We start from the raw sequence: 23,449 nt of genomic DNA, 5'->3' as shown, positions 1-23,449 counted from the left end.
GCTCTAGTCGCGCTGCGCCTCGCCGAGCGTGGGTGCCGGGCGGCCGAGGACGAGATCGGCGTCGGAGAAGCGGATCGGGGTCCGCAGGCCGTCGAGGCGTTCGCCCTTCACCACCATCCCGCGCGCCTGTACCTGCGGGTCGGTCAGCGCCTGCTCGACGGTGTTGATTGGGCCGACCGGCACGCCAACCGCTTCGAGCGCGGCGAGCAGATCGTCGCGTTCGAATGTCGCGGTCGCTGCTCGAATCGCGGCGAACAGCGGCTCGCGATGGACGATGCGGCCGGCATTCGTCGCCCAGCGCTCCTCGGGTGCGATCCCGACGACTCCGCAGAACCGCTGAAACTGCGCGTCGTTGCCTACCGCCAAGATGAACCAGCCGTCGCTCGTCGGGAATACCGCGTAGGGCGAGACGTTCATGTGCGCGTTGCCGACGCGCGGCGGCGTGACGCCGCTCGCGAAGTAGTTGGCGGCCTGATTGGCGAGCACCCCGGTCATCGTATCGAGCAAGGCCATGTCGATCTGCTGGCCGCGCCCGGTCTTGTCGCGCTGGATCAGCGCCGCCTGGATGCCGATCACCGAATAGAGTCCGGTCGCGATGTCGGCCATCGCCACCCCGATCTTCTGCGGCGCGCCATCGGGCTCGCCGGTCAAGTCCATGATCCCGCTTATGCCCTGGATGATGAAGTCGTAGCCGGGCCGGGCCGCGTATGGGCCGTCTTGCCCGAAGCCGGTGATCGAGCAATAGATCAGGCGCGGGTTGAGTGCCGACAGGCTGGCGTAGTCGAGCCCGTATTTGGCGAGGCCGCCGACCTTGAAATTCTCGATCAGCACGTCGCTCTCAGTGGCGAGGCGGCGGACTTCGGCCTGGCCCTCGGGCGTGGTGAAGTCGATGACGACCGACGATTTGCCGCGATTGCAGGCGTGGTAATATGCGGCGTCGCGGCTGCCGTCGGGGTTCTCGATGAAGGGCGGACCCCATGTGCGCGTATCGTCGCCTGCGGGGCTTTCGACCTTGATCACTTCGGCGCCGAGATCGGCGAGCACTTGCCCAGCCCACGGCCCCGCGAGGATGCGCGCGAGCTCGAGCACCTTGAGGCCCTTTAATGGTGCGTCCTTCACCTTTACGCCTCCCCGGCGAAAGCCGGGGTCCAGTTGGGAAGGCTCCGATGGGTTGGCGCTACCTTCAAACCACTTGCCCCGATCCTGGACCCCGGCTTTCGCCGGGGAAGCGTAAAATTATGGCGCAATCCTAAAACGCTGCGATCCCCGTGATCGCCCGCCCCAAAATCAGCGCATGAACATCATGCGCGCCCTCGTACGTGTTGACCGTCTCGAGGTTCATCAGGTGCCGCATCACCTGATATTCGCCGCTGATCCCGTTGCCGCCATGCATGTCGCGCGCCATCCGCGCGATATCGAGCGCCTTGCCGACATTGTTGCGTTTGACGATCGAGATCATCTCGGGGGCGAACTTGCCTTCGTCCATCAAGCGGCCGACGCGCAAGCTGGCCTGAAGCCCGAGCGCGATTTCGGTTTCCATGTCGGCGAGCTTCTTTTGGTAGAGCTGACGCCCGGCGAGCGGCGTGCCGAACTGCTTGCGGTCGAGCCCGTATTGCCGTGCTGCATGGAAGCAGAATTCGGCGGCGCCCATGCTGCCCCAGCTAATCCCGTAACGTGCGCGGTTGAGGCAGCCGAACGGGCCCTTCAGGCCCTGCACATCGGGCAGCAACGCATCCTCGCCGACCTCCACGCCGTCCATCAACACCATCCCGGTGATCGACGCGCGCAAGCTCAATTTGCCCTCAATCTTGGGCGTCGCCAGCCCCTTCATGCCCTTTTCGAGCACGAAGCCGCGAATGCCGCCGCCATGCGCGTCGGACTTGGCCCAGATCACGAACACATCGGCGATCGGCGAATTGCTGATCCAAGTCTTCGCACCCGACAGCAAATAGCCGTTGGCGGTCTTGGTCGCCTTGGTCGTCATGCCGCCGGGGTCCGAGCCGGCGTCAGGCTCGGTCAGCCCGAACGCGCCGATGAATTCGCCGGTCGCCAGCTTGGGCAGGTATTTGCGCCGCTGCTCCTCCGAGCCGTATTCGTAGATCGGAAACATCACGAGGCTGGACTGCACGCTCATCATCGAACGGTAGCCGCTGTCGATCCGCTCGACCTCGCGCGCGACCAAGCCATAGGCGACGTAGCTTGCGCCGACCCCGCCATATTCCTCCGGGATGGTCGGCCCGAGCAGCCCGAGCTCGCCCATTTCGCGAAAAATCGACGGGTCGCTAGTCTCGTTGGCGAACGCGTCGATGATGCGTGGTGCAAGCTTGTCCTGGGCATAGGCGCGCGCGGTGTCGCGGACCATGCGCTCGTCCTCGGTCAGCTGTTCCTCGAGCAGGAACGGGTCCGCCCAGTCGAAATGTCCCATGCCGGCCATGACGCGTCTCCTTGGTCGCCACCGCATTGTCCCGCCGCGCGGCTTGAGGCAAGGAAAAGCGATGAGCGATTTCCGCCCCCGCCGCAGCGCATTGTTCCTTCCTGCGAGCAATGCGCGCGCGATCGAAAAGGTACGCGGCCTCGCGGCCGATGTCGTCATTCTCGACCTTGAGGACGCGGTCTCGCCGGACGCGAAGGTGGATGCGCGGGCGGCGGCGGTCGCGGCGGCGGGGGAAGGGTTCGGCGCGCGAGAGACGGTGATCCGGGTCAATTCGCTCGATACCGATTGGGGCGCGGATGACCTCTCGGCCGCGGGGTCGAGCGGCGCAGATGCGGTGCTGGTGCCGAAAGTGCGCAACGCCGCCGATGTCGCGCGCTATCGCGAGGCGATCGGCGACAAGCCGTTATGGCTGATGATCGAGACCTGCGAGGCGCTCGGAAGGCTGCAGGACATTGCGGAGGCCGGCGCGGCGGCGTTCGTGCTCGGCGTCAACGACCTCGCGCTTGAGCTCGGGGCGCGGCGCGGAGCCGATCGCGGATGGCTGTCGCCGGTCCAAGCGATGGTGCTGGGGGCGGCGCGGTCGCGCGGGCTGGTGGCGCTCGACGGGGTGTGCAACGACTTCTCCGACGATGTGCGGCTGCGTGCGGAATGCGAAGCAGCGGCGGCGATGGGCTATGACGGCAAGTCGCTGATCCACCCGCGCCAGATCGAAGTCTGCAACGCGGCGTTCAGTCCGAGCGCGGATGAGCTGGCCTGGGCAATCAAGGTGCGCGATGCGTTCGCGACCAGCGACCGCGGCGTGGTTCAGGTCGAAGGCAAGATGGTCGAGGCGCTGCATCTGGCGCAGGCGGAGAGGATTCTGAGGATGGCGGGTGAATAATTGTCGCCGTCCCTTCAACGCTTCCCCGGCGAAGGCCGGGGCCCAGTCGCGAACGACCCGATACTGGATCCCGGCCTTCGCCGGGAAAGCGTGTATGTCTTGGGTTAGGCCGTGCTGATTGCCGGGGTCGAGCTCGGCGGCACAAAGTGTCTGTGCGCGCTCGCGCGCGACGGGACGATCGTCGAGCATGCGCGCGTCGACACGACCGACCCCGACACCACGATGGCGGAGATCGAAGCGGCGCTCGACGGGTGGCGGGGGTTCGACGCGATCGGCATCGCCAGCTTCGGACCAGTCGGCATCGACCTGCATGCGGCGAATTACGGCCACATCACCGCGACGACCAAGCCGGGCTGGGCGGACACCGATGTCGCCGGTCGGCTGCAGCGGCGTTACGGCGTGCCGACGGGGTTTCACACCGACGTGGTCGGCGCCGCGCTCGCCGAAGGGGAATGGGGAGCCGCCAAGGGGCTCGCCGATCATGCCTATGTCACGATCGGGACGGGGGTCGGCGTCGGGCTGATCGCGGGCGGCAAGCCGGTGGTCGGGATGACTCACCAGGAGATGGGGCATGTCCGCCCGGTGCGAATGGCCGGGGACGATTGGCCGGGGATTTGCAGCTTCCACGGCGATTGCGTCGAAGGGCTCGCCTCCGGTCCCGCGATCAAGGCGCGAGCGGGGGTCAGCGCCGATCAGATCGCCGAACATTCGCCGATCTGGCCGCAAGTCGCGCATCCGATTGCGCAATTATGCCACGCGCTCGTGCTCACCGGCATCCCGCGCCGGATCGTCTTCGGGGGCGGCGTGTCGCTCGGCGTGCCGTGGCTGTTGCCGATCGTGCGCCGGATGCTTGACGCGAGTCTGGGAAGCTACGGCGATCGTTCTCTGCTCGGCAGTTTGGATGAGTACATCGTTCCCGCGGCGTTGGGCGCGGAAGCGGGGCCGTTGGGCGCGGTCCTGCTCGGCCAGCACGCACTCGACGGAAGATCGTTTACGGCGCCTTAACCCTCGCTGCTTACCCCCGCGAAAGGACATTGGGGCGTCGTGTGTGCGACGCCAAGCGAGGGGTAGCGCACGGTGCGAATTCTGATCGTCGACGACGAACCGGCCATGCACGACTCGTATCGGCGCTGCTTCGCGCCGGTGGAGAATGCGGGCGCCGAAGTGCTGAGCGGCATGGCAGCCGAGCTGTTCGGCGACGACGCGCCGACCCCGCCCGCCATTGACGACGTGATCGATTTCGATGCGGTTCACTGCATGCAAGGGCTCGACGCCGTTGCCGAGGTCGAGGCATCGATCGCCCAAGGCGTGCCGTTCGCGGTGGCCTTCATCGACGTTCGCATGCCGCCCGGCATCGACGGCAAGGAAACCGCTGCGCGAATCCGCGCGATCGATCCCAACATCAACCTCGTCATCGTCACCGGCTTTTCCGATTTCTCGCCGATCGAGATTTCGAAGGCGGCCGGCCCCGCCGACAAGATCTTCTACATCGCCAAGCCGTTCGAGATCGCCGAGGTCGTTCAGACCGCAACCGCTCTTGGGCAACGCTGGCAGCTCGATCGCGACCTCGCCGCGGCGATGGCCAAGCTCCACGAGCAATCGGCCGAGCTCGCCGCGAACGAATCGAAGGCGCTGCACCTCGCGACGCACGATTCGCTGACCGAAGCGCCCAACCGGCTCGCATTCGTGAAGGCGCTGGCCGAAAAATCGCGCGACGGCGGCATGTTCGCCACCGCGATGGTCGACCTCGATCGCTTCAAGCTGGTCAACGACACACTGGGGCATTTGGCGGGCGACGAGTTGATCCGCGCGATCTGCGACATCCTGCACAAGAACGTTCCCGAAGGCGCGATCGTCGCTCGACTTGGGGGTGACGAATTCGGCGTGCTGTTCGAAACGGCCGGCGAGCAAGCCGCGGTGATGGCGTGCGACCGCATCGTCACGGCCTGCGCGTCGAGCTTTCGTATTCTCGGCCATTCGGTGCAGGGCGCGGCATCGATCGGCGTCGTGGTGGTCGAGGGCGAGGACGGGCGCGATCCCGTGGACGTGATGCGCCGCGCCGATTTGGCGCTCAATCACGCCAAGAAATCGGGGCGCGGCGTGGTCCGTGCGTTCGACGAATCGATGGACGAAAGCGTCCGTTTCCGCCGCCGTATCGAGGGCGGGCTGGGCCAGGCGATCGAGCGTGGCGAGCTGAGCCTCGCCTACCAGCCGATCGTCGCGGGCGCCGACATGGAGGTTGTCGGCTTCGAAGCCCTGCTGCGTTGGCAGACGGAGGAATTCGGGCCGATCAGCCCAGCTTTGTTCATTCCGATCGCCGAGGAATCGAACCTCATCCACGAACTCGGCGATTGGGTGCTCGACGAAGCGTTGAAGGTGCTCGACCAATGGCCGGGGCAGTACGTCTCGGTCAATTTCAGTCCGCGCCAATTTCGTCGCCAGAATTTCGTCGGCTACGTGATGGAGCGAGTCCAGCGTGCCGGGATCGCCCCCGCGCGAGTCCAGATCGAGATCACCGAGACCGCGATCTTCGACAATGCCGAGCGCGCCGCCGAGACGCTCTACAAATTGCGCCAGATGGGCTTCCGCATTGCGCTCGACGACTTCGGCACGGGCTATTCGTCGCTCTACAACATTCGCAAGTTCGCGCTCGATTGCCTCAAGATCGACAAGAGCTTCATCGACGGCATGGGCCGCGAGAAGGAATCGGCGGCGATCGTCCATTCGATCGTCCATCTCGGCAAGGCGCTCGGACTGGGCGTGGTTGCCGAGGGAGTCGAGACCGAAGCGCAAGTTCAGGCGCTGCGGCTGGCGGGCGCGAGTCATCTCCAGGGCTATTATTTCTCGCGACCGGTGCCGGCCGAGGCGGCGGCCGAGATGGCCAATGCGCGCTATATCGGCGGCAAGGACGATCTCGATGGCGACGAATTCGCGATCCTGACGGGTAACGGGACCAACGGGTAATGCCGCGGGGTGGCGCGATCGCGCGCATCCTCAAGCGCGCACGGGGGGCGTCGCTCGGCGGCAAGCTGCTCTTTATCCTGGCCGGCGTCGGGCTGGTCGGGTCCGTCGCGCTGACCTTGCTGCTAGCGGCCGTCATAACCCCCAGCTTCAACGCGCTCGAGCGCCAGTCGATCGACGGACATGTCGAGCGCACCCGCGCTGCGCTGTCCGATTTCGCCACCAAGGTCGAGAATTCAGTCCGCGATTATGGCGACTGGAATTCGAGCTACGATTATATCGAGCACCCGACCAAGGCATTCGAACAAGAGAGCTTCTCGCCGCTGGCGATGGCCAATCTCGATGTCGAGGGCATGGCCTATCTGCGCCCCGACATGGGCCTGGTGATCGCGCGTTGGATCGATTCCAGGACCAGCGCGGAGAATGTCGACCTGCGCGATGCGATGGTCGCCGCGATCCGATCCACGCGGCTCGATGCCGCGATGAAGGGCGGCCATTCGGGGCATTTCTATCTGCGGCTTGGGAACGTCGTCGCCGCGGTCGGTGTCGCGCAGGTCCGCAGGAGCGACGGCAGCGGCACGCCACGCGGGTACGTCGTCATGGTGCGGCGGATCACGTCCGACCAGCTTGGACAGTTGTTGCAGGTCAAGGCGCGGCTCGATCCCGCCGCCGCCGTCGGACCGGTCGTCACCACCGATCGCGAGATGTTGCAAATCGCGGTGCCGGTAGCGGGCGCCGACGGCGCCGCGGTTGCCGCCGCAAGCTTTGCGGTGCCGCGCGACGTCTCGCTGCTCGGCCGCCACATGCTGTGGCTCGCCGTGCTCGGCTCGACGATCCTGCTCGCGGTGGTGCTCGCGGTGCTGAGCCGGATGATCGCGCGGCTGGTGCTCAAGCCGCTCGGCGTGGTCGAGGGACACATGCAGCGCGTGCGCGACAGCGGATCGCTCTCGGTCTTGCCCGAGGATGCCAAGCGCCAGGACGAGATCGCCTCGCTCGGCCGCAGCTTCAATTCGATGCTGGTTCAGCTCAAGGATTTGCGCGAGCAGGTCGAGGTCCAGAGCTTCGCGCTAGGCCGCTCCGAAAGCGCGGTCGCGGTGATGCACAACGTGCGCAACGCGCTCAATCCGGTGTCGACGATCCTGTCGGCGGGGATCGGGCAGGCGGCACCGGTCGACCGCGCGTTGATCGAGCGCTCGCTCGCCGAGTTGATCGCGAGCGACGCCACGCCCGACCGGCGCCAGAAGCTCGTTTCGTTCGTGGCGGCCGCATTCGATGCCGAGGACAAGCAACGCGATGACCGCCGTGATCAACTCCAGGTCGGGCGCGACGCGATGCGTCAGGTGCTCGAGATCATCGGCGCGCAACAGCAACTCGCGCACGAACGCCCGCCGCTCGAGCAATGCGACGCGACCCAGATCATCGCACAGAACGCGACGATCGCGCGGCACTCGGGCGACGGCAGCTCGATCGCGTTCAACTTCCCCGCCAAATCACACCCGGTGATGGCCAACCGCGTTCTGCTCAGCCAGGTGGTCGGCAATCTGTTTTCGAACGCTGCCGAAGCGATCCTCGCCAGTGGCGGGTCGGGCAGCATCAACGTGACAATTGTCGAGACCGGGCAGGGGACGGTCGAGATCGCGATCCAGGACAGCGGCGAAGGCTTCGACGCCGGCAACGCCCCACAACTGTTCCAGCGCGGCTTTTCGACGCGCGCGCACAAATCGGGCGGGCTCGGGCTGCACTGGTGCGCCAATTCGATGACCGCGATGGAGGGCTCCCTGAGCCTGGAGAGCGAAGGCGCGGGGATGGGCGCGGTGGCGCGGTTGGTTTTGCGGGCGCCGAGGGCTCAACCGGAAAAGACGGACCTTGCGGCCTGAGAGCGGGAGCCCAATCCAAAGTCTATGAACCGACCGCGAAACATTCAGGCTAATGCGAAACTGACACCCCAATTCGAGCTAACCTCTCGCTCGTGAACTGCCGAGCAGCTCACGAGCGAGATTGTCAGCAAGGGTCCTTGCGCCAGTGATCGGGCTGATCGCGATTCTGGAGATGACGGACGCGCGCGACATGGACTGGATCATATCCGTCGGCACAAGCCTTGTCCTTTGCCGCCTTCTGCGTAGTAAATGTGCCGTTGTCCTGACCATTGACCACTATGGTGTAGTGATTTGTCTCGGCCGGAGGGTCGGTGCTTCTCGGGCGATGTTCAATATAAGCTGCAGTCATCGTCGACTTCCTTGCTCTAGTTCGGCCTACCCCATGGGGTGCCCAGCAATTGAGATTAAACGAAAAGCCCAACCGGCAAGTAAACTAAATGCCAGTAGAAAAGTTCATGTATCGTTACGGCTTTGGCGTTCGTCTGGGGAGGCTTTCCCTGGAAATTTTTGCAGTCACCTCGCGGCCGATCAGAGAAAGAGTGATTCTGCTCAGCGGTCGGCTCATGCCGCCCGATCGCGCCTCAGACTGTCCTTCCGCCGCAGATACGGCGCGACCAGATTGCGCGCCCTGAACCACTCCTGCCGCTCGGGACTGAGCGTCGCGAAGTTACCGATCACTCGGCGGCAATCGGGACTCTTGCACTGGCAGATCATGTGCCAGTTCGATTGCGCGAGCGTGGTCGAATAGTCCCAGGTGATTTCCTCGCCGGCAGCGATCGCGCGGATCGCGACGAGGTAGACGCCGTCGTCGGCGAAGCGCAGCCCGGCGGTCGGCGCGCAGCTGTGGTTGACGAGGTCGTCGATCCGCCCGGACGGGCCCATATAATGGTCGGGCGTGACCTGGACGAAGCGGTCGGAGCCGCCGCGCATCAGGCTGGGAATGCGCGCGGCGCGGAAGCGGCGGCCGGTGAATTCGATCAGGCGGTCGCCCTCGGCAAAGCCTTGCGCGGCGAACACCGCCTTGCCGAGATGAGCCTCGCCGACCTTGAACAGATTCGCCGGCGTGCGCACCGCGTCGAGCACGAAGAAGCGGCCGTTGCGGAAGCCGAGCGAACGCAGCGGATTGATCGTCGCCAGCCCGATCATGAACCACACGCTGGCGTGGCACAGCAATTCGACCAGGATGTAGGCATACTCGCCGACCGGGCTGCCGGGCGTGCGCGCAGCGACGAGCAAGGTCGCCATGTCGCCAAGCGTCCATAGCCCCCAGGCCGGCGAACGCTCGCGCTTGCGGTCGCCCCACACGCTCGCCCAGGTCGGCCAGAAGCTGACGGGAACGGCGGCCACCACCAACATGTGCGCCCAGAATGCGTCGCGGAACATTGCCCAGATTGCGAGCGCGCCCAGGCTGGTCGCGATGCAAATGCTTTCGGTGCGGGACGGCGGGCTCCAGGCGGAGCGGCGCCACAAAGCGACGGTGATGGCGATGCAGGCGACGGTGGCGAACAGGAACACCCAGCGCTGCAAGCCGGCGGGATTGACCGCGGCATAGGTCGACGCCTCGACCGCAGTCGCCGCCGACCAGATCAGCCACGACGCGCGGTTGGGCTCGACCAGGTTGCGGCGCAAGCCGACCAGATACGCCGCATAGCCCGCGAAGCTCGCGGCGAGCGCCACCAGGAACCAGGCTTGGACCATCCACCCCCCGCGTCGCGCGACCATGCGCAACGCGGCGTTTACCATGATGCCAGGAATCCGTCCATTCGAAAGCCTAGCGATTCCAACGAGTCGCTAAGTAGCTGACATTCGATTCCTTTTTGTGTTGCCCAGAAAAAGGCCGCCTCCCCGAAGGGAAGCGGCCCAATTCCTTGTCCAGAGAGACGATCGATCAGAAGCGGAACTTGATCGAACCGCGATAGCTCTGATTGTCGACATCGTTGCGGGCGATCGTGGTATCGGCGCCAACCGAGAGCGTCACCGGACCGGTGTCGATCGCCAGACCGCCGCTCACTTCGAACCAATCCTTGTCCTTGCTGCTCAGCGCGAACAGCGCGTTGGGGCCGACGCCGCCCGCGAAGTTGGCGCCGAACGAAGCGCGGCCATCCTGGAAGTCGTGGACGTAATAGCCCGACAGGTACGGATGGATTTTCTGCCCGCCATCGAGCGTTGCACCCAAACGGCCTTCGAGCGAGCGCAGCGAACGACGGTGGATACGCAGCGCCATCGGCCCGCCATATTCCTGCGTGTCGTCGAGCCCGATCGAGGCGCCGCGGATCGCGGCGCGCGGCGCGAGCCGGACCGAACCCAGGTCGAACCCGGCGCTGATCCCGAGTTCGCCGTTGATCACGAACGGCTGCGAGCTGCTGCGCAACGTGTAGTTCGTGCCGCCGAGCGAGGCGGTGCGAACGGTCTTGGCGTTGAGCGAGCCGATGCCGAACTGGCCGTCGATCACCGCCTTACCGCCCAGCGCCTTCTTGCCGTACACGGTGAACTGGACCAGCCCGGTCTTGGCGCCGCCCGACATCGTCGTGCCGTCGAGATGCGTGTACGCCCCCGACACGCCGATGCCGCTGCCGCCGCCGAGATCCGCCTCGAGCCCGCCGGCGAAGTAATAGCCGTCGAAATCGTTGCGGCCGCCGATCGGAATCGCGGTCGGCATCGGCGTGGCATTGCCGCGCAGATAGCCGCCGGCGATATACGCGCTCATGTTCGACGGCAGCTTCGCCGGCGCAACCGCGGTGGTCGTGCCGTCCTGGCCCGCCGCCAGCGCGTCGGTCGCCATGCCCGGCGTGGTCGCCCCGGCGAGCACGGCGAGCGGTTGGCCGATCATCGCCACCGTACCGCCATTCTGACCGCTGCCGAGCATGCCGGTGCGCTCGTTATAGAAGCGCGACATGTTGTCGACCGCGACGCGGTCGAGCTGGTAGCCGAGCTGCTCGCTGCGCGGCGCCCAGCTCTCGAGCGTCGATTGGATCGAGCCCACGGTAGCAAGATCGAGCACGCCGTAGACGCTGCTCAAACCATTATAGTTGAGCGCACGGTTCTGATCGAGCAGCTGCGCATAGGCGGTCTGCACCGGCGTGTTGGCGACGACGCTGGCATAGGTCCCTGCGACCACCTGAACGTTAACGGCGTTGGCCGAGTAGGTGAAGGTCGGGCGCAGGATCGCGCTGATCGCCGCCGGGGTGGCGAAGGTGCCGGTGACACCGCCCGCCGCGGTCAGGATCGTGTAGTTGTCGCCGAAACGCACCGTCGAACCGGCCGTCGGCGAGAACAACACGGTACCGCCAATGTTGGCCATGCCGGTGCTGGTGCCGTTGGCCACCACCGCGATCTTGTCGGACACGTTGTTGCCCGCGAGATCGACCATGTAGACGTTGCCCGACGACAGGATCAGATTGCCCCCGACGGTCAGCGTGCCGGTCGTACCCACGGTGCCAGGTGCGATCATCCCGGTGACGCTGGTCAGGAACGGCGCGTTGATGCGGCCGCTGCCCTGGATGCCGCCGGCGAACAGCAGATAGTCCCCGACCGACGTGATCGTGCCGTTGGCAGTCACCAAGCCGCCGAGCTGCGTGATGTCGATCAGGCTGCGCAGCGACCCGGTGGACGTGACGTTGAGCTTGGACGCCGATCCGGCAACCGTAAGGCGGTCGATCGTCACCGAGGTGTCGAGCGTGGTCGTTCCCGCCGCGCCCAGCGTCACGTCGAAATAGGCCGCGCGCGTCTGCGTGGTTGCGTTCGGATCGCGGTCATTGGGTACGAAGTTGGTCGCGCCGGGAAGGCCGTTGTCGAGCGTCGCCGTCGGGAGCGGGCTCGTGCCTGGCGCGCCGCCCGCGGGTGCGTACTGGAACGTCTGGGTGACCCCGCCAACGGTGTAGGTCTCGACGCCGGTCGAAAGGTTGTAGCAGTCGCTGCTGGAGGCTGTGTCGAAGCAAACTTCACCGAACTTGCCCGACGTGCCGTTGACCCCGTCGCCGAGCGTCGTCGGCACGCCGTTGACCAGGTTGCCGCCGACGATCGTCATGTAGTTCGGATCGATGTTGCTGACCCAGTGGGTGGCATCGTTCCAGTTGGCGTCGCCAGCCTTGGTGCCGACATAGTGATAATTGTTGTTCGCCGCGATCCAGTCCCAGAACAGATAGAGCGGCTGGTAGAACGACGTCGTGCCGTAGCTCGCCGAACGTTGCGCGCCGTAGAAACGGTCGCCGCCCGACAACACGGCGATCACCAGCTTCCGGTTATAGGTGTTGTCGAGGATCAGCGGACCACCCGAATCGCCGGGTGCGGTGATGCCTTCGCTGGGCAGCGCGATGTCCTTGAACACGTTGAAGTCGTAGATGCTCGCGTTGAGCGTGCCGCGCCGCGGATCGTCGAAGTCGAGCTGATAGAGGTTCTGCGCCAGGCCGTCGGGGCCACCGAACAGGAACGTATCCTGATCGTCGAGCGAGCCGAGGATGCCGATATAATTCTCGGCGATCCGGCGGCGGAAATCGACGCCCGCAGTATCGCCCGTGTTGCCGGTGCCCGAGTCGCCATAGCCGGCGATCGTGACGTGATAGCCGGTGCCGGGGACCCCAGCGGTCGTTCCCGGTACGGGCAGCTGCGACAGCAGGATCGCCCAGGTCGGGACGTTGGCGGCCGGCGTGTCGAGCGTCGCGATCGCGATGTCGCCCTGGAGGAAGTTGTTGCCGAGCCCCAGCGTGGTCGAGGCCGGGTTATAGCTGACTTGATTGACGTTGTAGATGTAGTTGGCGACGTTGGTCTTGTAATTGCCCAACCATTGCCCGAACGCGGAATTTCCGGCGGCGTTGTTATTCGCGCGGAACCCGAAGGCGATCGGCAACTGACCCGGGCCGGTACCATAGCCCCACGGGTTCATGAACGCGGTATCGGACGGATTTTCGTTGACGCAATGTGATGCGAAAATGACGGTGCGCGGGTTGATCAGCGTACCGGTGCACAGCCCGATAAAGCCGTTCTTCTGGTCGATGATCATCTCACCGATACCGGTGACGTCGTTTGCATCGCGCGCCGTGGTCGGGGTGCCCGGCTGCGAAATGACGACCTGCGGCTCCAGTGTCGACGCTTCCGGCGGAGTGCTCTGCGGTTCGAGGATCGAACCCTCCGGGACATTGCCCTGCGCCTGGAGGTATGAGCCGTCCGGCTGGTTCGGCGTGGCGACGCTCTGCGCGCGGGCGGTCCCTGCGATCGCCATCGAGGCAATCGCGGCCGACGTGAACAGAACAGTACGAAGACGCGCCGACGGGCGCGCGGTCGAAAACGACATGTTGATCCCCCACTAAACCCGCCCCACGCGGGATTTTTTCTGGATGGTCAACTCGCTAACGGTGGCACGCGCGCTGCTCAAGCCTATTGATGCGCGACGAGGCCAAGTATTCTTCAGCGTTGCTTAAATGTCGCGCTATGTTTCAGCCGCGAAATGGTCGGGAAGAGAGGATTCGAACCTCCGGCCCCTGCCTCCCGAAGGCAGTGCTCTACCAGGCTGAGCTACTCCCCGACGGAGTACCGGGCGGCACCTCTTTGCGGGCCTGCCGGTCGCTGGAGGCGCGCCTATAGCCATGGCGGGGAACGGGTGCAAGCGGGGGAATGGGGTTTGCTCGGGTCAGCCGCCGCGCGCCGCGAGCATCGCATCGATGCTGGTGAATTTCTCCCGGGGGGATCCGTCGCGAGCCGCCGCGATTTCGGCCGCCTCGATCTTCTGCCAGTCGCGAAAGGTGACGATGTCGGTGCCGCGTTCGCCAAGCAGGGCGTCGAGGCCGGAGCGGCCCGCCTTGCCGCTGTCCCCGGTCGTATCGGCGGCGATATGCTCGGCAATCTGGAATCCGTCGGGACGGTTGGTGCCGATCGTGCCGGTCGGCCCGCGCCGCGCCCAGCCGACCGCGTAGAGGCCGGTGCCAATCCGCCCATCTTGATTGGCGAAGCGTCCGAGCTTGGCGTCGTATGGAACACCCTCGATCGGGGGGGTGCGGTAGCCGATGCAGCTGACCACCAAAGCGGCGGGGACGGCATAGGTCTCACCTGTGCCGCGCGCGCTACCGTCGGCACCGATCGCGGTGCGCTCGACGATCACGCGCTCGACCTTGCCCTCGCCCTCGATGCGGACCGGCATGGCGTAGAAGTCGAAGTCGATCGTAATCGGCTTGGCCTCGGCCGCGGTAGCGAAACTTCGCAAGTGCGCGACCGACTTTCGCAACCCGGGGTCGAGCGGCGCGTCCTCGGCCTCGGGCGGCAAGTCGGCTGGGTCGACGCGCGGCGTGGCGCGCCTGAGGTGGCCAAGCTCACCCAACTCCTTCGGCGTCATCGCGATCTGGTGCGGCCCGCGGCGCGCGAGGATGGTGATCGTCTCATGCGCCGCGCCGCCGAGATGATCCAGCGCATGCCCGACAATGTCCGATCCCGCGAATTCTTGCGGCGTCTTCGCGAGGATCCGCGCGACGTCGAGCGCGACGTTGCCGGCGCCCACCACGACCGCACCGGGGCCGCTCAGGACCGGCGCCAGCCCGGCAAAGTCGGGGTGCCCGTTATACCACCCGACGAACGCGGCCGAGCCGACCACGCCGGGCAGATCGTCGCCGGGGATGCCGAGCGGGCGGTCGGCGGGCGCGCCGGTCGCCATCACCACGGCGTCGTAGAGATCGAGCAGTTCGGGGATGCTCACATCCTTGCCGACGGTCACGTTGCCGACGAAGCGGACATTATCGCTCAGCGCCGTCGCCTCGTACCGCCGGCTGACGCCCTTGATCGACTGATGGTCGGGCGCGACGCCGCTGCGGATCAGGCCATAGGGGACTGGCAGGCGGTCGACGATGTCGACGCGGACGGCATCGCCGAACTGCTTCTGGCAAGCTTCGGCGGTGTAATAGCCCGCCGGCCCCGACCCGATAATGGCAACGTGGCGCATGGCCCCTCCCGCTTATCCGCCCGGGAACCTAGCGCCACGCTCCATCATGGCAAGCGAGGAAGGGCGGTCAGCCGCCGCCGAGTTGCCGCACCAGCTTCGAATAGGCGTCGAGATAGGCGAGCACGATGACTTGGCCGATCTGCGTGTTCTGATATCCGCCGCCGCCGGCCGCCGCGAAGCCGCCCCACCAGCCGGCGCTGGTCGCCGCGCCGAAACCGACATCGGTTTTGCGGTAGTAGCCCTCGACCACCGACTCCTCGGTGGTGCGCGCGTTGACGACCGACAGAGTGACGTTCGCCTCGCCCTTCTTGATGTTGATTCCGCCCGCGAGCGATCCGACCGATCCGATCAGTCCGCCGCGGCGTCCCAGGATGCCGCCGATCGCGCCACCGACGTTGCTGCCGCCCGAATTGTTGTTCGAGCTGACGATATTGGGTTCGAGGAAGAAGTCGGCCGCGCGCACCTGCCCCTTGCCCATGTTCGATCCGCGCTGCAGCTCGCCATTGTCGGCCATCGCGCGCTCCATGTTGCGGCTCGCCATCGATCGGCCGCGATTGACCAGCGTAAAGCATCCCGATTCCTGGACGAACACCTTGAGGATCGCTTCGGGGCTGCCGAGTTGATAGTCGACCCACCATTGCTTGTCGGGTTCGACGATCGAGATCGTGCCGAGCGATCGCGCGCAATGCGGCATTTGCGCCATGCCAGCGTCCTGTGCCTTGCGCCCCGACGACTTGTCGCCGCCCGCGGCCGCCGGCGTTGTGGCCGCCATCATCATTGCAGCCGTCGCGGCCGCCATCATCATCTTGCGCATGCAACCTCCCTGTCGCCGCACTCGGTGCGGCCGATGACCCGAATGTGTCGCCCGGCCATTGCCGGTGCGGGGCACCGATGCGGGAATTCATGCGACCCCCGTTCCCGCACCTCGGCCTCGAATATCAGCCGGGACGGGGGCAAAATAGGCGATTTGCGTCATGGAGTGCGTGCGCTATCGCTGCGCGCATGACCTCGCTCGACATCGTTCGCCAGTTCCTGAGCGAGATGTCGGCGGTCGAGGGCGTCGCGGCGCTACTGATCCTCGTCAACGTCTGGCTGATCACGCGACGAAGTATCTGGAACTACGCGTTCGGGATCGTGGGGGTGGCGATCTACGGCTGGGTGTTCTTTCACGCCAAGCTCTACAGCGACATGCTGCTCCAGGTCTTTTTCCTGGTCGTGCAGCTGTACGGGCTTCAGCAGTGGCGCAAGTCGCGGGCCGAGGCGGGCGAAGTCGTGGTCGAGCGGCTGCGCAATGGCGAGCGTCTTGCGTGGCTGGCCGGCATCGTGGCCGCGGTCGCCGCCTGGGGCTGGTTGATGCACCGTTTGACCGACGCTTCGTTTCCGTGGTGGGATGCTGGCGTGGCGATGACCAGCGTCGCCGCGCAGATCCTCATGTCGGTGCGCAAGCTCGAGAATTGGTGGCTGTGGATGGTCGCGAACGTGCTTTCGATCGGGCTTTACGCCGCCAAGGCATTGTGGATCACGACCGGACTGTACGTTGTCCTGCTGGGCCTCGCGATTTGGGGGCTGGCGCGCTGGCAGGCGGCCCGGCATGAGGCGCGGGCATGAAGCTCCGCTCGATCTGCCTGCACGGCCCCGAAAGCACCGGCAAGTCGACCATGGCGCCCGAGCTGGCGCGGCATTTCGGGTCGGCCTGCGTGGTCGAGTATGGCCGCACCTACACCGAGGCGTTCGGGACCGGCTGGACGATGGCCGATCTCGTCGCGATCGCGCAGGCGCACGACGCGCAGACTCGCTCCGCCGTCGCCAGCGGGCGCACCCCCGTCATCCTCGACACCGATCCGCTGATGACTCAGGTCTGGGCGGAGATGCTGTACGGCAAGCACGATCCCTGGTTCGACGCCTGGACCGGGACCGCCGACCTCTATCTGTTGTTCGACATCGACTTGCCGTGGGTCGAGGACGGCACGCGGATGTTCGGCAATCCCGAGCGGCGCCAGCGCTTCTTCGACCTGTCGCGCGAAGTGCTCGAGCGGCGTGGGGTGCGCTGGGTGCTGATCGGCGGCGAAGGCGAGCAGCGCTATCTGACCGCGCTGCGCGCGATCCTCGGCACCGAGAATTCGATCGCTGAGGCCTGACGCTTTGGCTTTCGCGCGGGCCCTGCTATCGGCGCGGCCGACATGACCACACCCCTCGACAAGATCCGCAATTTCTCGATCATCGCGCATATCGACCATGGCAAGTCGACGCTGGCCGACCGGCTGATCCAGGCCACGGGGGGCCTGTCGGCGCGCGAAATGTCCGAGCAAGTCCTTGATAACATGGACATTGAGAAAGAGCGCGGGATCACGATCAAGGCGCAGACGGTGCGCCTGTCCTACACCGCGCAAGACGGCGAGACCTATACGCTCAACCTGATGGACACGCCCGGCCATGTCGACTTCGCGTACGAGGTGAGCCGCAGCCTCGCGGCGTGCGAGGGCGCGCTGCTGGTGGTCGATGCCGCGCAAGGGGTCGAGGCGCAGACGCTGGCGAACGTCTATCAGTCGATCGAGCACGATCATGAGATCGTGCCGGTGATCAACAAGATCGATCTCCCCGCCGCCGAGCCCGAAAAGGTCCGCCACGAGATCGAGGAAGTGATCGGGCTCGACGCCTCCGACGCGGTCATGACCAGCGCCAAATCGGGCATCGGCATCCCCGACGTGCTCGAAGCCGTGGTCAAGCGAATCCCCCCGCCCAAGGGCGACGCCGCCGCGCCATTGAAGGCGATGCTGGTCGACAGCTGGTACGACCCCTATCTCGGCGTCGTCATCCTGATCCGCGTGATCGACGGGATCCTGCGCAAGGGCCAGCAAGTCACCTTCATGCAGGCGGGGACTCAGCATCTGGTCGACCGCGTCGGCTGTTTCCGCCCCAAGATCGAGCAACTGACCGAGCTCGGCACCGGCGAGATCGGCTTCATCACCGCGCAGATCAAGGATGTCGCGCAAGCGCGCGTCGGCGACACGCTGACCGACACCAAGCGCCCCGCGGCCGAGGCGCTGCCGGGGTTCAAGGAAGTCCAGCCGGTGGTGTTCTGCGGGCTGTTTCCGGTCGACGCCAACGACTTCGAGAAACTGCGTGAGTCGATCTCGAAGCTTCGCCTCAACGATGCCTCGTTCAGCTTCGAGATGGAGACCAGCGCCGCGCTCGGCTTCGGCTTCCGCTGCGGGTTCCTCGGGCTCTTGCACCTCGAGATCATCCAGGAGCGCCTGACGCGCGAATACGATCTCGACCTGATCACCACCGCGCCGTCGGTGGTGTACCAGATCGAGCTGACGCATGGGCAGGGGCATATCGAGCTCCACAACCCCGCCGACATGCCCGAGCCCAACAAGATCGAGAGCATCGCCGAGCCGTGGATCGAGGCGACGATCTATTGCCCCGACGAATATCTCGGCTCGATCCTCAAGCTGTGCCAGGACCGGCGCGGCATCCAGAGGAACCTGACCTATGTCGGCGGCCGCGCGCAGGCGACGTACGAACTGCCGCTCAACGAAGTGGTGTTCGATTTCTACGACCGGCTGAAATCGCTGTCGAAGGGCTATGCCAGCTTCGACTATCACCAGATCGGCTATCGCGAGGGCGATCTGGTCAAGATGGGCATCCTGGTCAACGAAGAGCCGGTCGACGCGCTCAGCATGATCGTCCATCGCGGCACGGCGGAAGTGCGCGGGCGCGGCATGGTCGAGCGGCTCAAGGAACTGATCCCGCGGCACCTGTTCAAGATCCCGATCCAGGCGGCGATCGGCGGCAAGGTGATCGCGCGCGAGACGATCAGCGCGATGCGCAAGGACGTGACCGCGAAATGCTATGGCGGCGACGCGACGCGCAAGCGCAAGCTGCTCGACAAGCAGAAGAAGGGCAAGGCGAAGATGCGCGAGTATGGGAGCGTGAGCATCCCGCAGGAGGCGTTTATCGCGGCGTTGAGGATGGGGGATGAGGGCTGAGGCTATGGACGGGGATTGCGCAGCAATCGCCGAGTTAGCCGAGGATCAGCGTCTCGCCGGCCCTACCATGCCTCGCGCAGCGCGATGAACACGCCGGTGTCGAGCAGGCGCCCCATCGTCAATATAGTCCGGGGCGATCTGGAAACTCTATCCCGACCTCGTCACGACCCTGAATTTCGCCGGCCCGGCCGATCGCGCGCAGATCGGCAACGAGCTGCCTTAGCTTGCGACGTGCCTCCGCCGGATCGTTCGCCGGCCTGATCGTCAGCGCGTCGCCGTTGCGCTGGATCGTCACCGGCGTGCCGGGCGCAAACCCGAAGCCCTTGGGCAATCGCACCGCGACGCTGTTACCGGACTTGAACGTCTTGGTCTGGTGCACGGCCATGGTCGTCTCCATGGGATTGACGCGTAAATACCCGTGGCCGCGATCGGCGGCAAGGTGATCGCGCGCGAGACGATCAGCGCGATGCGCAAGGACGTGACCGCGAAATGCTATGGCGGCGATCCCCGATCGCTGTCGAGGACAGGCTGCGACGCGCAAGCGCAAGCTGCTCGACAAGCAGAAGAAGGGCAAGGCGAAGATGCGCGAATACGGGAGCGTGAGCATCCCGCAGGAGGCGTTTATTGCAGCGCTAAGGATGGGGGAGAAGTAGGAGTTCCGTCGCCGACCAACTCAGGCGCATCGAGTAAAAGGTGCGCGATCTGAAAGGGCGTGACACAATCCGATCGTTTGTGCCTTGTATCGAAGCTTGCCAAGGTCGGGCATATCTCGGACGGGTGCAACGTAAAGTGCCCTCCGCCGAACGGAAGAGAATTGCAGGTCGCCACGATCGCAGAGGTTCCGAGCAGGTTTTGCAGATAAGTACTTTCCTGACTAGCCGAATTTCGGCAAAACCCAAGCATAACACCGTGACCGTAGTCTGCTGCATACTTTCCGGATACGAAGCGGGCGATCCCCTCAGTACAATATAGAGTGCGCTTTGCGCCCGTGCCGTCGAGCTTTTTGCACTCAATAATGAGTTCCGGTGCCCCTATATCACCTAAAACGAACTTGATGTCCGTGCGACCGTGCTGTTGAACAACCCCACCGTCCCGGACCGGCTCTAACGCTTCGGCGAGAAACGCGCCGCTGACTCCAGCTTTCCGCTTCCGCTTCAACTCATTTAAGCGTTGCCCCAAGCTGAGCGATAAGATGGGCTCCGAATTTGAAAAACAGTGCTGGTTTGGCCATTCCTTCACGAGAGCACGCCAAGTAGCGACCACGTAGTCGAGAACGCGGGATAGCGACATCGGCGGGATGGCCTCAAGCCATTCCGCATCGATACCGGCAAGCGAGTTAGAACCGGCTATGTGAAGCGGCATCTAAACCGGCCAAAATGCGCTCGCTATCTGCTAATGCGGCGCGCACGCCCCAGTACCTGTTTTGCATAGGCTTTATCAAATATATGCTGCGCCCCTCCGCAAGGATGATGTCCGGTACCTCCAAAATGTGCCCAGTTTGGCCCGCACCTTTCCTGTAAAGGTCCAAATTCTTCAACGACTCTGTTTTAGCTGCCGGTCGGTCCCCGACCCAAAGGTGCACAGCTCCCAACCTCCTATCTTCGTCGTAAAAAAGATTTTCAGCTTTGAAAGAACCTCGCCCTCCCCGCGCAATCTGCCAGTTTTTCAGCGTGTCCGTCAAAGTAGAAAGATAGCTGGACATAAACTCAACAGAGGGGCGTTGATTCAACGGGGTAGATAGCCCTTTATACGACGTAGGTTGAAGCGAAGGAGCTACAATCCTTGCGGTCTGTCGTACCAGGTCTGCTTCGTCCGCTGTTACGCCGAAGTAGGCGAGGACCCGTTGTTCTAGCCAGTCGGAACACCCCTCGTATTCCAATTTGCGCAGCCAATCTGGAATCGCGGCTAGCCGCTGAAACAATTCAGCGACCTCGGAGATAACATCATTTGCCAGCTTCGGGTTGGGATGATGTGCGGGCAGTATGAACGGCAGGTTCAGCACCTCCGTCTTGCTCACCGCCTGACGGTCAGCAATAGCTGAAAAGCTTGAAAGAATTATGAAGTACGTCGCCAGCTCGGATCTTAGATAGATACTAAGGAACTGTAGAACTTCTGCGTCTTCTTTCGGGCCTCCAACGCAGCAGGCAGTGTGTTGAAAAGCGAAAGGGCGGTCAGAGTAGAAGGCTCGTACCTGTAGTCCTCTCGACAGACCATTGCGCCATATCACGCGAGGACCATCAAACAGCGCGCCTTTACAGCCACCCGGAGTGGCCACCTCCTTGAACTTCTCTCGCACCAATGGCATTATCGCGTCCTGATCGAGCAACGGATGATCGATTGGCATTTGACGCGTTGCTAAGAATGGGAGTTCAGCTAGCCACCGCATGTCTGGGCGATCCAGGGGGATAGCGTGGTTGTTATTATCGGTCTTATGAAAGCCCTTAGCAGAAGACCATTGTCGCTGAGCCACTGCGGAGCCAACAGTACCAAATCTCTCGATCCTGCTCAGAAGGGCTGTATCCTCCTCACGGCCCCAATAGTTTTGTATGAACACGCTAGGATGGTTATATACCTCCAACGGGGATACTAACGAACGATCGTTTTGTGTAATAGTCACCGCCCCTAAGGCGAGGCGAGGGTCCGCCTTAGGCGAAAGATACTCTATCATTTCGGCAGGTGCGATTATCCGCCCATTCGCCTTTTTCCTCGGGTGTGCTATGATTAGCGCACAAGCATTCTTTGCCTTTGGAAAAAGTAAGTGTCTCAGATCCGCAAAATTAATTATGCGATCTATGCTAACCAGCTCCAGAAGAGCTTGCCGGAATCGATAACTTTCCAAGCCAATTAAGAGATTAAGGGGGAGAACGAGAGCAATCGTCCCGCCAACTTTAACACGACGTGTCGCGACGTAGGCATAAGCGGCGGCAATCTGCCGGTCCGGTATCGACGCGCCATGATACTTATCTACAATTAGCTTTTCGAATGGTGCAACGCTTCCACGTTGTTCTTTCCAAGGCGGATTTGATATTAATATATCGAATTTATCTTTAGGTTCTTTACCAAAGAAGTCGCCTGCCTTACCCGCCATGATGTTTCCATGGCCTATCTTCGCGCTCACGAGCGGTGGTAACGTGACGTCCTTATCTTCTTGCAGAACAGCCACGTCAGACGGAGTGAGTCGATCAAGGAGACATAAGTAAAGGCTGAATGCCGTGATCCAGCAGGCGGTAGGATCGACGTCCGCTCCAAAAATACGGTGCACTAGAATATCGACACGTTCCGCGAAGCTCAGCTTTCGACCGGCGTCTGCTTCGGCGATTGCCAACATTTTCTGGAATGCCGTGGTGAGCAAAATACCGGAGCCGCATGCGCCATCGAAAACACGAAATTTTCGAGGAATAGACGGCCGGGCAAATGCTTCCTCCACGGCCATGGTCGCTAAATGACGTGGAGTATAATATGCTCCCTGATCCCGCTGGCGGTCAGCCAAGAAGCTTTCGTAGATGGATGAGAGAAGCTCGACCGGTATAATACTGAAGTCATATCCCCAGAAGCTAAATTGACCGCTTAGAAGGTCATCGCCAAGAAGAAACCGCTTTACATCGGCGAAGACGCGCTTGTTGACGTCGCGCCACAGCGGGGGGCCGTTGCCGTGATCGTTAAGAAAATCGCCGTTGAACGTTTTCGCGAGCGTGCGGATCAGCGTGTCCAATCCAGCGCCGTCCCCTTCAGTAACGAGAGTAGAAAATGAGGTCAGATGATGCTTCGCCCTATAACAATCTCCAACAATGCCTCGACTCTCGAGGTAGAGAATAAAAATCACCTGCGCCATCAGCGCTTCGGCCTCTTCTCGAGACAGGCCATGTTGCTGAATCTGACTGACAACCTTGCTCAAATTCATCAGCAGACGTTGATCAATCCGTAGTTCTGGATTGAACCATTCCGGCAGTCGTTGCTGAACTGCGCTGGAGGAGAAGTCATATGCAGACCACGGCCCTGTAGGTGTCGCCTCGCTGAGGCCAAGACGCAGCTCTTGATCGTTCGTCCGAAGCGTGGAGAACGCCAGAAGCTCGTCCTCCTGGAAAATAATGACAACGCTGGCTAACCCCTGATTCCACACTTTAGCCCTGATGTGGTCAGCCCAAGTTTTGAGGCTATGAAATTCCGGTTTCACTGCGGCAGCGAAAAAGCAGACTACCGGAACGTCCCCGACACAATAGACATGGGATGCGCCGATCCCACGTGAGGCAGACAACATGTCTTCGATCTCAGCGGAATATGGTCGATCATTTTTCGGATGTTCTGTCGAAATCAGGTTTTCAGAACCCTGATATCCTAAGTGGTCGAGCCAGGATGACAAATAATTCATCGTTCCTCTCC

At 63.5% G+C, this 23,449-nt stretch carries 17 protein-coding genes, 1 tRNA gene and 1 pseudogene; 8 read left to right on the top strand and 11 right to left on the bottom strand.

Features of this window, described 5'->3' with window-relative positions; all coding sequences use genetic code 11:
• Window positions 1-3 precede the first annotated feature (3 nt).
• Together VH326_RS01435 and VH326_RS01430 are read right to left on the bottom strand one after the other, a co-directional pair.
• Entirely contained in the window at window positions 4-1,119 is a 1,116-nt protein-coding gene (locus VH326_RS01435) for a CaiB/BaiF CoA-transferase family protein (protein WP_329630008.1), read from the bottom strand.
• Between the two features lie 130 nt (window positions 1,120-1,249).
• Window positions 1,250-2,434 (bottom strand): acyl-CoA dehydrogenase, encoded by a 1,185-nt coding sequence (locus tag VH326_RS01430; protein WP_329630007.1) that lies wholly within the window; start codon window positions 2,432-2,434, stop codon window positions 1,250-1,252.
• A gap of 61 nt (window positions 2,435-2,495) precedes the next feature.
• Here VH326_RS01430 and VH326_RS01425 point away from each other — a divergent pair, with 61 nt between their 5' ends.
• The 4 genes from VH326_RS01425 (at window position 2,496) to VH326_RS01410 (ending at window position 8,152) form a co-directional block, all read left to right on the top strand.
• Entirely contained in the window at window positions 2,496-3,314 is an 819-nt protein-coding gene (locus VH326_RS01425) for a CoA ester lyase (RefSeq protein ID WP_329630006.1), read from the top strand.
• 114 nt (window positions 3,315-3,428) lie between these two features.
• The gene (locus VH326_RS01420) at window positions 3,429-4,319 is read left to right on the top strand and encodes an ROK family protein (protein WP_414714239.1); all 891 of its coding nucleotides are present in this window, start codon (window positions 3,429-3,431) and stop codon (window positions 4,317-4,319) included.
• A gap of 72 nt (window positions 4,320-4,391) precedes the next feature.
• The gene (locus tag VH326_RS01415; protein WP_329630004.1) at window positions 4,392-6,278 is read left to right on the top strand and encodes a GGDEF domain-containing response regulator; all 1,887 of its coding nucleotides are present in this window, start codon (window positions 4,392-4,394) and stop codon (window positions 6,276-6,278) included.
• A complete protein-coding gene (locus tag VH326_RS01410; RefSeq protein ID WP_329630003.1) occupies window positions 6,278-8,152 on the top strand; it encodes a CHASE4 domain-containing protein in 1,875 nt (624 codons plus the stop codon). Before VH326_RS01415 ends, VH326_RS01410 begins: the two co-directional genes overlap by 1 nt.
• 124 nt (window positions 8,153-8,276) lie before the next feature.
• Here the strand turns inward: VH326_RS01410 and VH326_RS01405 are convergent, their stop codons facing one another.
• From VH326_RS01405 to VH326_RS01380, 6 genes are all read right to left on the bottom strand, one after another.
• On the bottom strand, window positions 8,277-8,501 hold the full coding sequence (locus VH326_RS01405; RefSeq protein WP_329630002.1) for a hypothetical protein: 225 nt from the start codon (window positions 8,499-8,501) through the stop codon (window positions 8,277-8,279).
• A gap of 212 nt (window positions 8,502-8,713) precedes the next feature.
• Complete coding sequence (locus tag VH326_RS01400; protein ID WP_329630001.1) at window positions 8,714-9,895, bottom strand: SET domain-containing protein; 1,182 nt, start codon at window positions 9,893-9,895, stop codon at window positions 8,714-8,716.
• A 145-nt stretch (window positions 9,896-10,040) separates the two neighbouring features.
• The gene (locus tag VH326_RS01395) at window positions 10,041-13,442 is read right to left on the bottom strand and encodes an autotransporter domain-containing protein (RefSeq protein ID WP_329630000.1); all 3,402 of its coding nucleotides are present in this window, start codon (window positions 13,440-13,442) and stop codon (window positions 10,041-10,043) included.
• A gap of 154 nt (window positions 13,443-13,596) precedes the next feature.
• Window positions 13,597-13,673 (bottom strand) — tRNA-Pro (locus VH326_RS01390).
• Between the two features lie 105 nt (window positions 13,674-13,778).
• Window positions 13,779-15,077: an FAD-dependent oxidoreductase gene (locus tag VH326_RS01385; RefSeq protein WP_329629999.1), complete on the bottom strand. Its 1,299-nt coding sequence runs from the start codon at window positions 15,075-15,077 to the stop codon at window positions 13,779-13,781.
• 67 nt (window positions 15,078-15,144) lie between these two features.
• Window positions 15,145-15,891: a penicillin-binding protein activator LpoB gene (locus tag VH326_RS01380; protein ID WP_329629998.1), complete on the bottom strand. Its 747-nt coding sequence runs from the start codon at window positions 15,889-15,891 to the stop codon at window positions 15,145-15,147.
• 188 nt (window positions 15,892-16,079) lie between these two features.
• Between VH326_RS01380 and pnuC the strand changes: the two genes are divergently transcribed.
• The 3 genes from pnuC to lepA are packed head-to-tail and all read left to right on the top strand — an operon-like array spanning window position 16,080 to window position 19,069.
• Entirely contained in the window at window positions 16,080-16,685 is a 606-nt protein-coding gene (gene pnuC / locus VH326_RS01375) for a nicotinamide riboside transporter PnuC (protein WP_329629997.1), read from the top strand.
• The gene (locus VH326_RS01370) at window positions 16,682-17,215 is read left to right on the top strand and encodes an AAA family ATPase (RefSeq protein ID WP_329629996.1); all 534 of its coding nucleotides are present in this window, start codon (window positions 16,682-16,684) and stop codon (window positions 17,213-17,215) included. Before pnuC ends, VH326_RS01370 begins: the two co-directional genes overlap by 4 nt.
• A gap of 42 nt (window positions 17,216-17,257) precedes the next feature.
• On the top strand, window positions 17,258-19,069 hold the full coding sequence (gene lepA, locus VH326_RS01365) for a translation elongation factor 4 (protein WP_329629995.1): 1,812 nt from the start codon (window positions 17,258-17,260) through the stop codon (window positions 19,067-19,069).
• A gap of 118 nt (window positions 19,070-19,187) precedes the next feature.
• Here the strand turns inward: lepA and VH326_RS01360 are convergent, their stop codons facing one another.
• Window positions 19,188-19,454, bottom strand: coding sequence for an antitoxin (locus tag VH326_RS01360; protein WP_329629994.1), 267 nt, complete (start codon window positions 19,452-19,454; stop codon window positions 19,188-19,190).
• Between the two features lie 27 nt (window positions 19,455-19,481).
• Here VH326_RS01360 and VH326_RS01355 point away from each other — a divergent pair.
• Window positions 19,482-19,722 (top strand): annotated as a pseudogene (locus VH326_RS01355) (hypothetical protein); the annotation flags it as partial.
• Here VH326_RS01355 and VH326_RS01350 read toward each other — a convergent pair.
• Together VH326_RS01350 and VH326_RS01345 are read right to left on the bottom strand one after the other, a co-directional pair.
• A complete protein-coding gene (locus tag VH326_RS01350; RefSeq protein ID WP_329629993.1) occupies window positions 19,691-20,431 on the bottom strand; it encodes a hypothetical protein in 741 nt (246 codons plus the stop codon). The pseudogene VH326_RS01355 and the gene VH326_RS01350 sit on opposite strands and share 32 nt — an antisense overlap.
• Window positions 20,406-23,438, bottom strand: coding sequence for an HsdM family class I SAM-dependent methyltransferase (locus VH326_RS01345; protein ID WP_329629992.1), 3,033 nt, complete (start codon window positions 23,436-23,438; stop codon window positions 20,406-20,408). Before VH326_RS01345 ends, VH326_RS01350 begins: the two co-directional genes overlap by 26 nt.
• Between the last annotated feature and the right edge of the window lie 11 nt (window positions 23,439-23,449).

The sequence above is a fragment of the Sphingomonas sp. genome, from assembly GCF_036269755.1.
GTDB lineage: Bacteria > Pseudomonadota > Alphaproteobacteria > Sphingomonadales > Sphingomonadaceae > Sphingomonas.
Note: the sequence above shows the minus strand (reverse complement) of the source record. Positions and strands in the feature narration are given on the sequence as shown.

Excerpts from the sequence above, each read along its gene's own strand:
- VH326_RS01400 (WP_329630001.1), bottom strand. The coding sequence starts at position 9,895 with ATGGTAAACGCCGCGTTGCGCATGGTCGCGCGACGCGGGGGGTGGATG.
- VH326_RS01345 (WP_329629992.1), bottom strand. The coding sequence starts at position 23,438 with ATGAATTATTTGTCATCCTGGCTCGACCACTTAGGATATCAGGGTTCT.
- VH326_RS01410 (WP_329630003.1), top strand. The coding sequence starts at position 6,278 with ATGCCGCGGGGTGGCGCGATCGCGCGCATCCTCAAGCGCGCACGGGGG.
- VH326_RS01430 (WP_329630007.1), bottom strand. The coding sequence starts at position 2,434 with ATGGCCGGCATGGGACATTTCGACTGGGCGGACCCGTTCCTGCTCGAG.
- VH326_RS01370 (WP_329629996.1), top strand. The coding sequence starts at position 16,682 with ATGAAGCTCCGCTCGATCTGCCTGCACGGCCCCGAAAGCACCGGCAAG.
- pnuC (WP_329629997.1), top strand. The coding sequence starts at position 16,080 with ATGACCTCGCTCGACATCGTTCGCCAGTTCCTGAGCGAGATGTCGGCG.
- VH326_RS01350 (WP_329629993.1), bottom strand. The coding sequence starts at position 20,431 with ATGCCGCTTCACATAGCCGGTTCTAACTCGCTTGCCGGTATCGATGCG.
- VH326_RS01385 (WP_329629999.1), bottom strand. The coding sequence starts at position 15,077 with ATGCGCCACGTTGCCATTATCGGGTCGGGGCCGGCGGGCTATTACACC.
- VH326_RS01405 (WP_329630002.1), bottom strand. The coding sequence starts at position 8,501 with ATGACTGCAGCTTATATTGAACATCGCCCGAGAAGCACCGACCCTCCG.
- VH326_RS01380 (WP_329629998.1), bottom strand. The coding sequence starts at position 15,891 with ATGCGCAAGATGATGATGGCGGCCGCGACGGCTGCAATGATGATGGCG.
- VH326_RS01360 (WP_329629994.1), bottom strand. The coding sequence starts at position 19,454 with ATGGCCGTGCACCAGACCAAGACGTTCAAGTCCGGTAACAGCGTCGCG.
- VH326_RS01425 (WP_329630006.1), top strand. The coding sequence starts at position 2,496 with ATGAGCGATTTCCGCCCCCGCCGCAGCGCATTGTTCCTTCCTGCGAGC.
- lepA (WP_329629995.1), top strand. The coding sequence starts at position 17,258 with ATGACCACACCCCTCGACAAGATCCGCAATTTCTCGATCATCGCGCAT.
- VH326_RS01395 (WP_329630000.1), bottom strand. The coding sequence starts at position 13,442 with ATGTCGTTTTCGACCGCGCGCCCGTCGGCGCGTCTTCGTACTGTTCTG.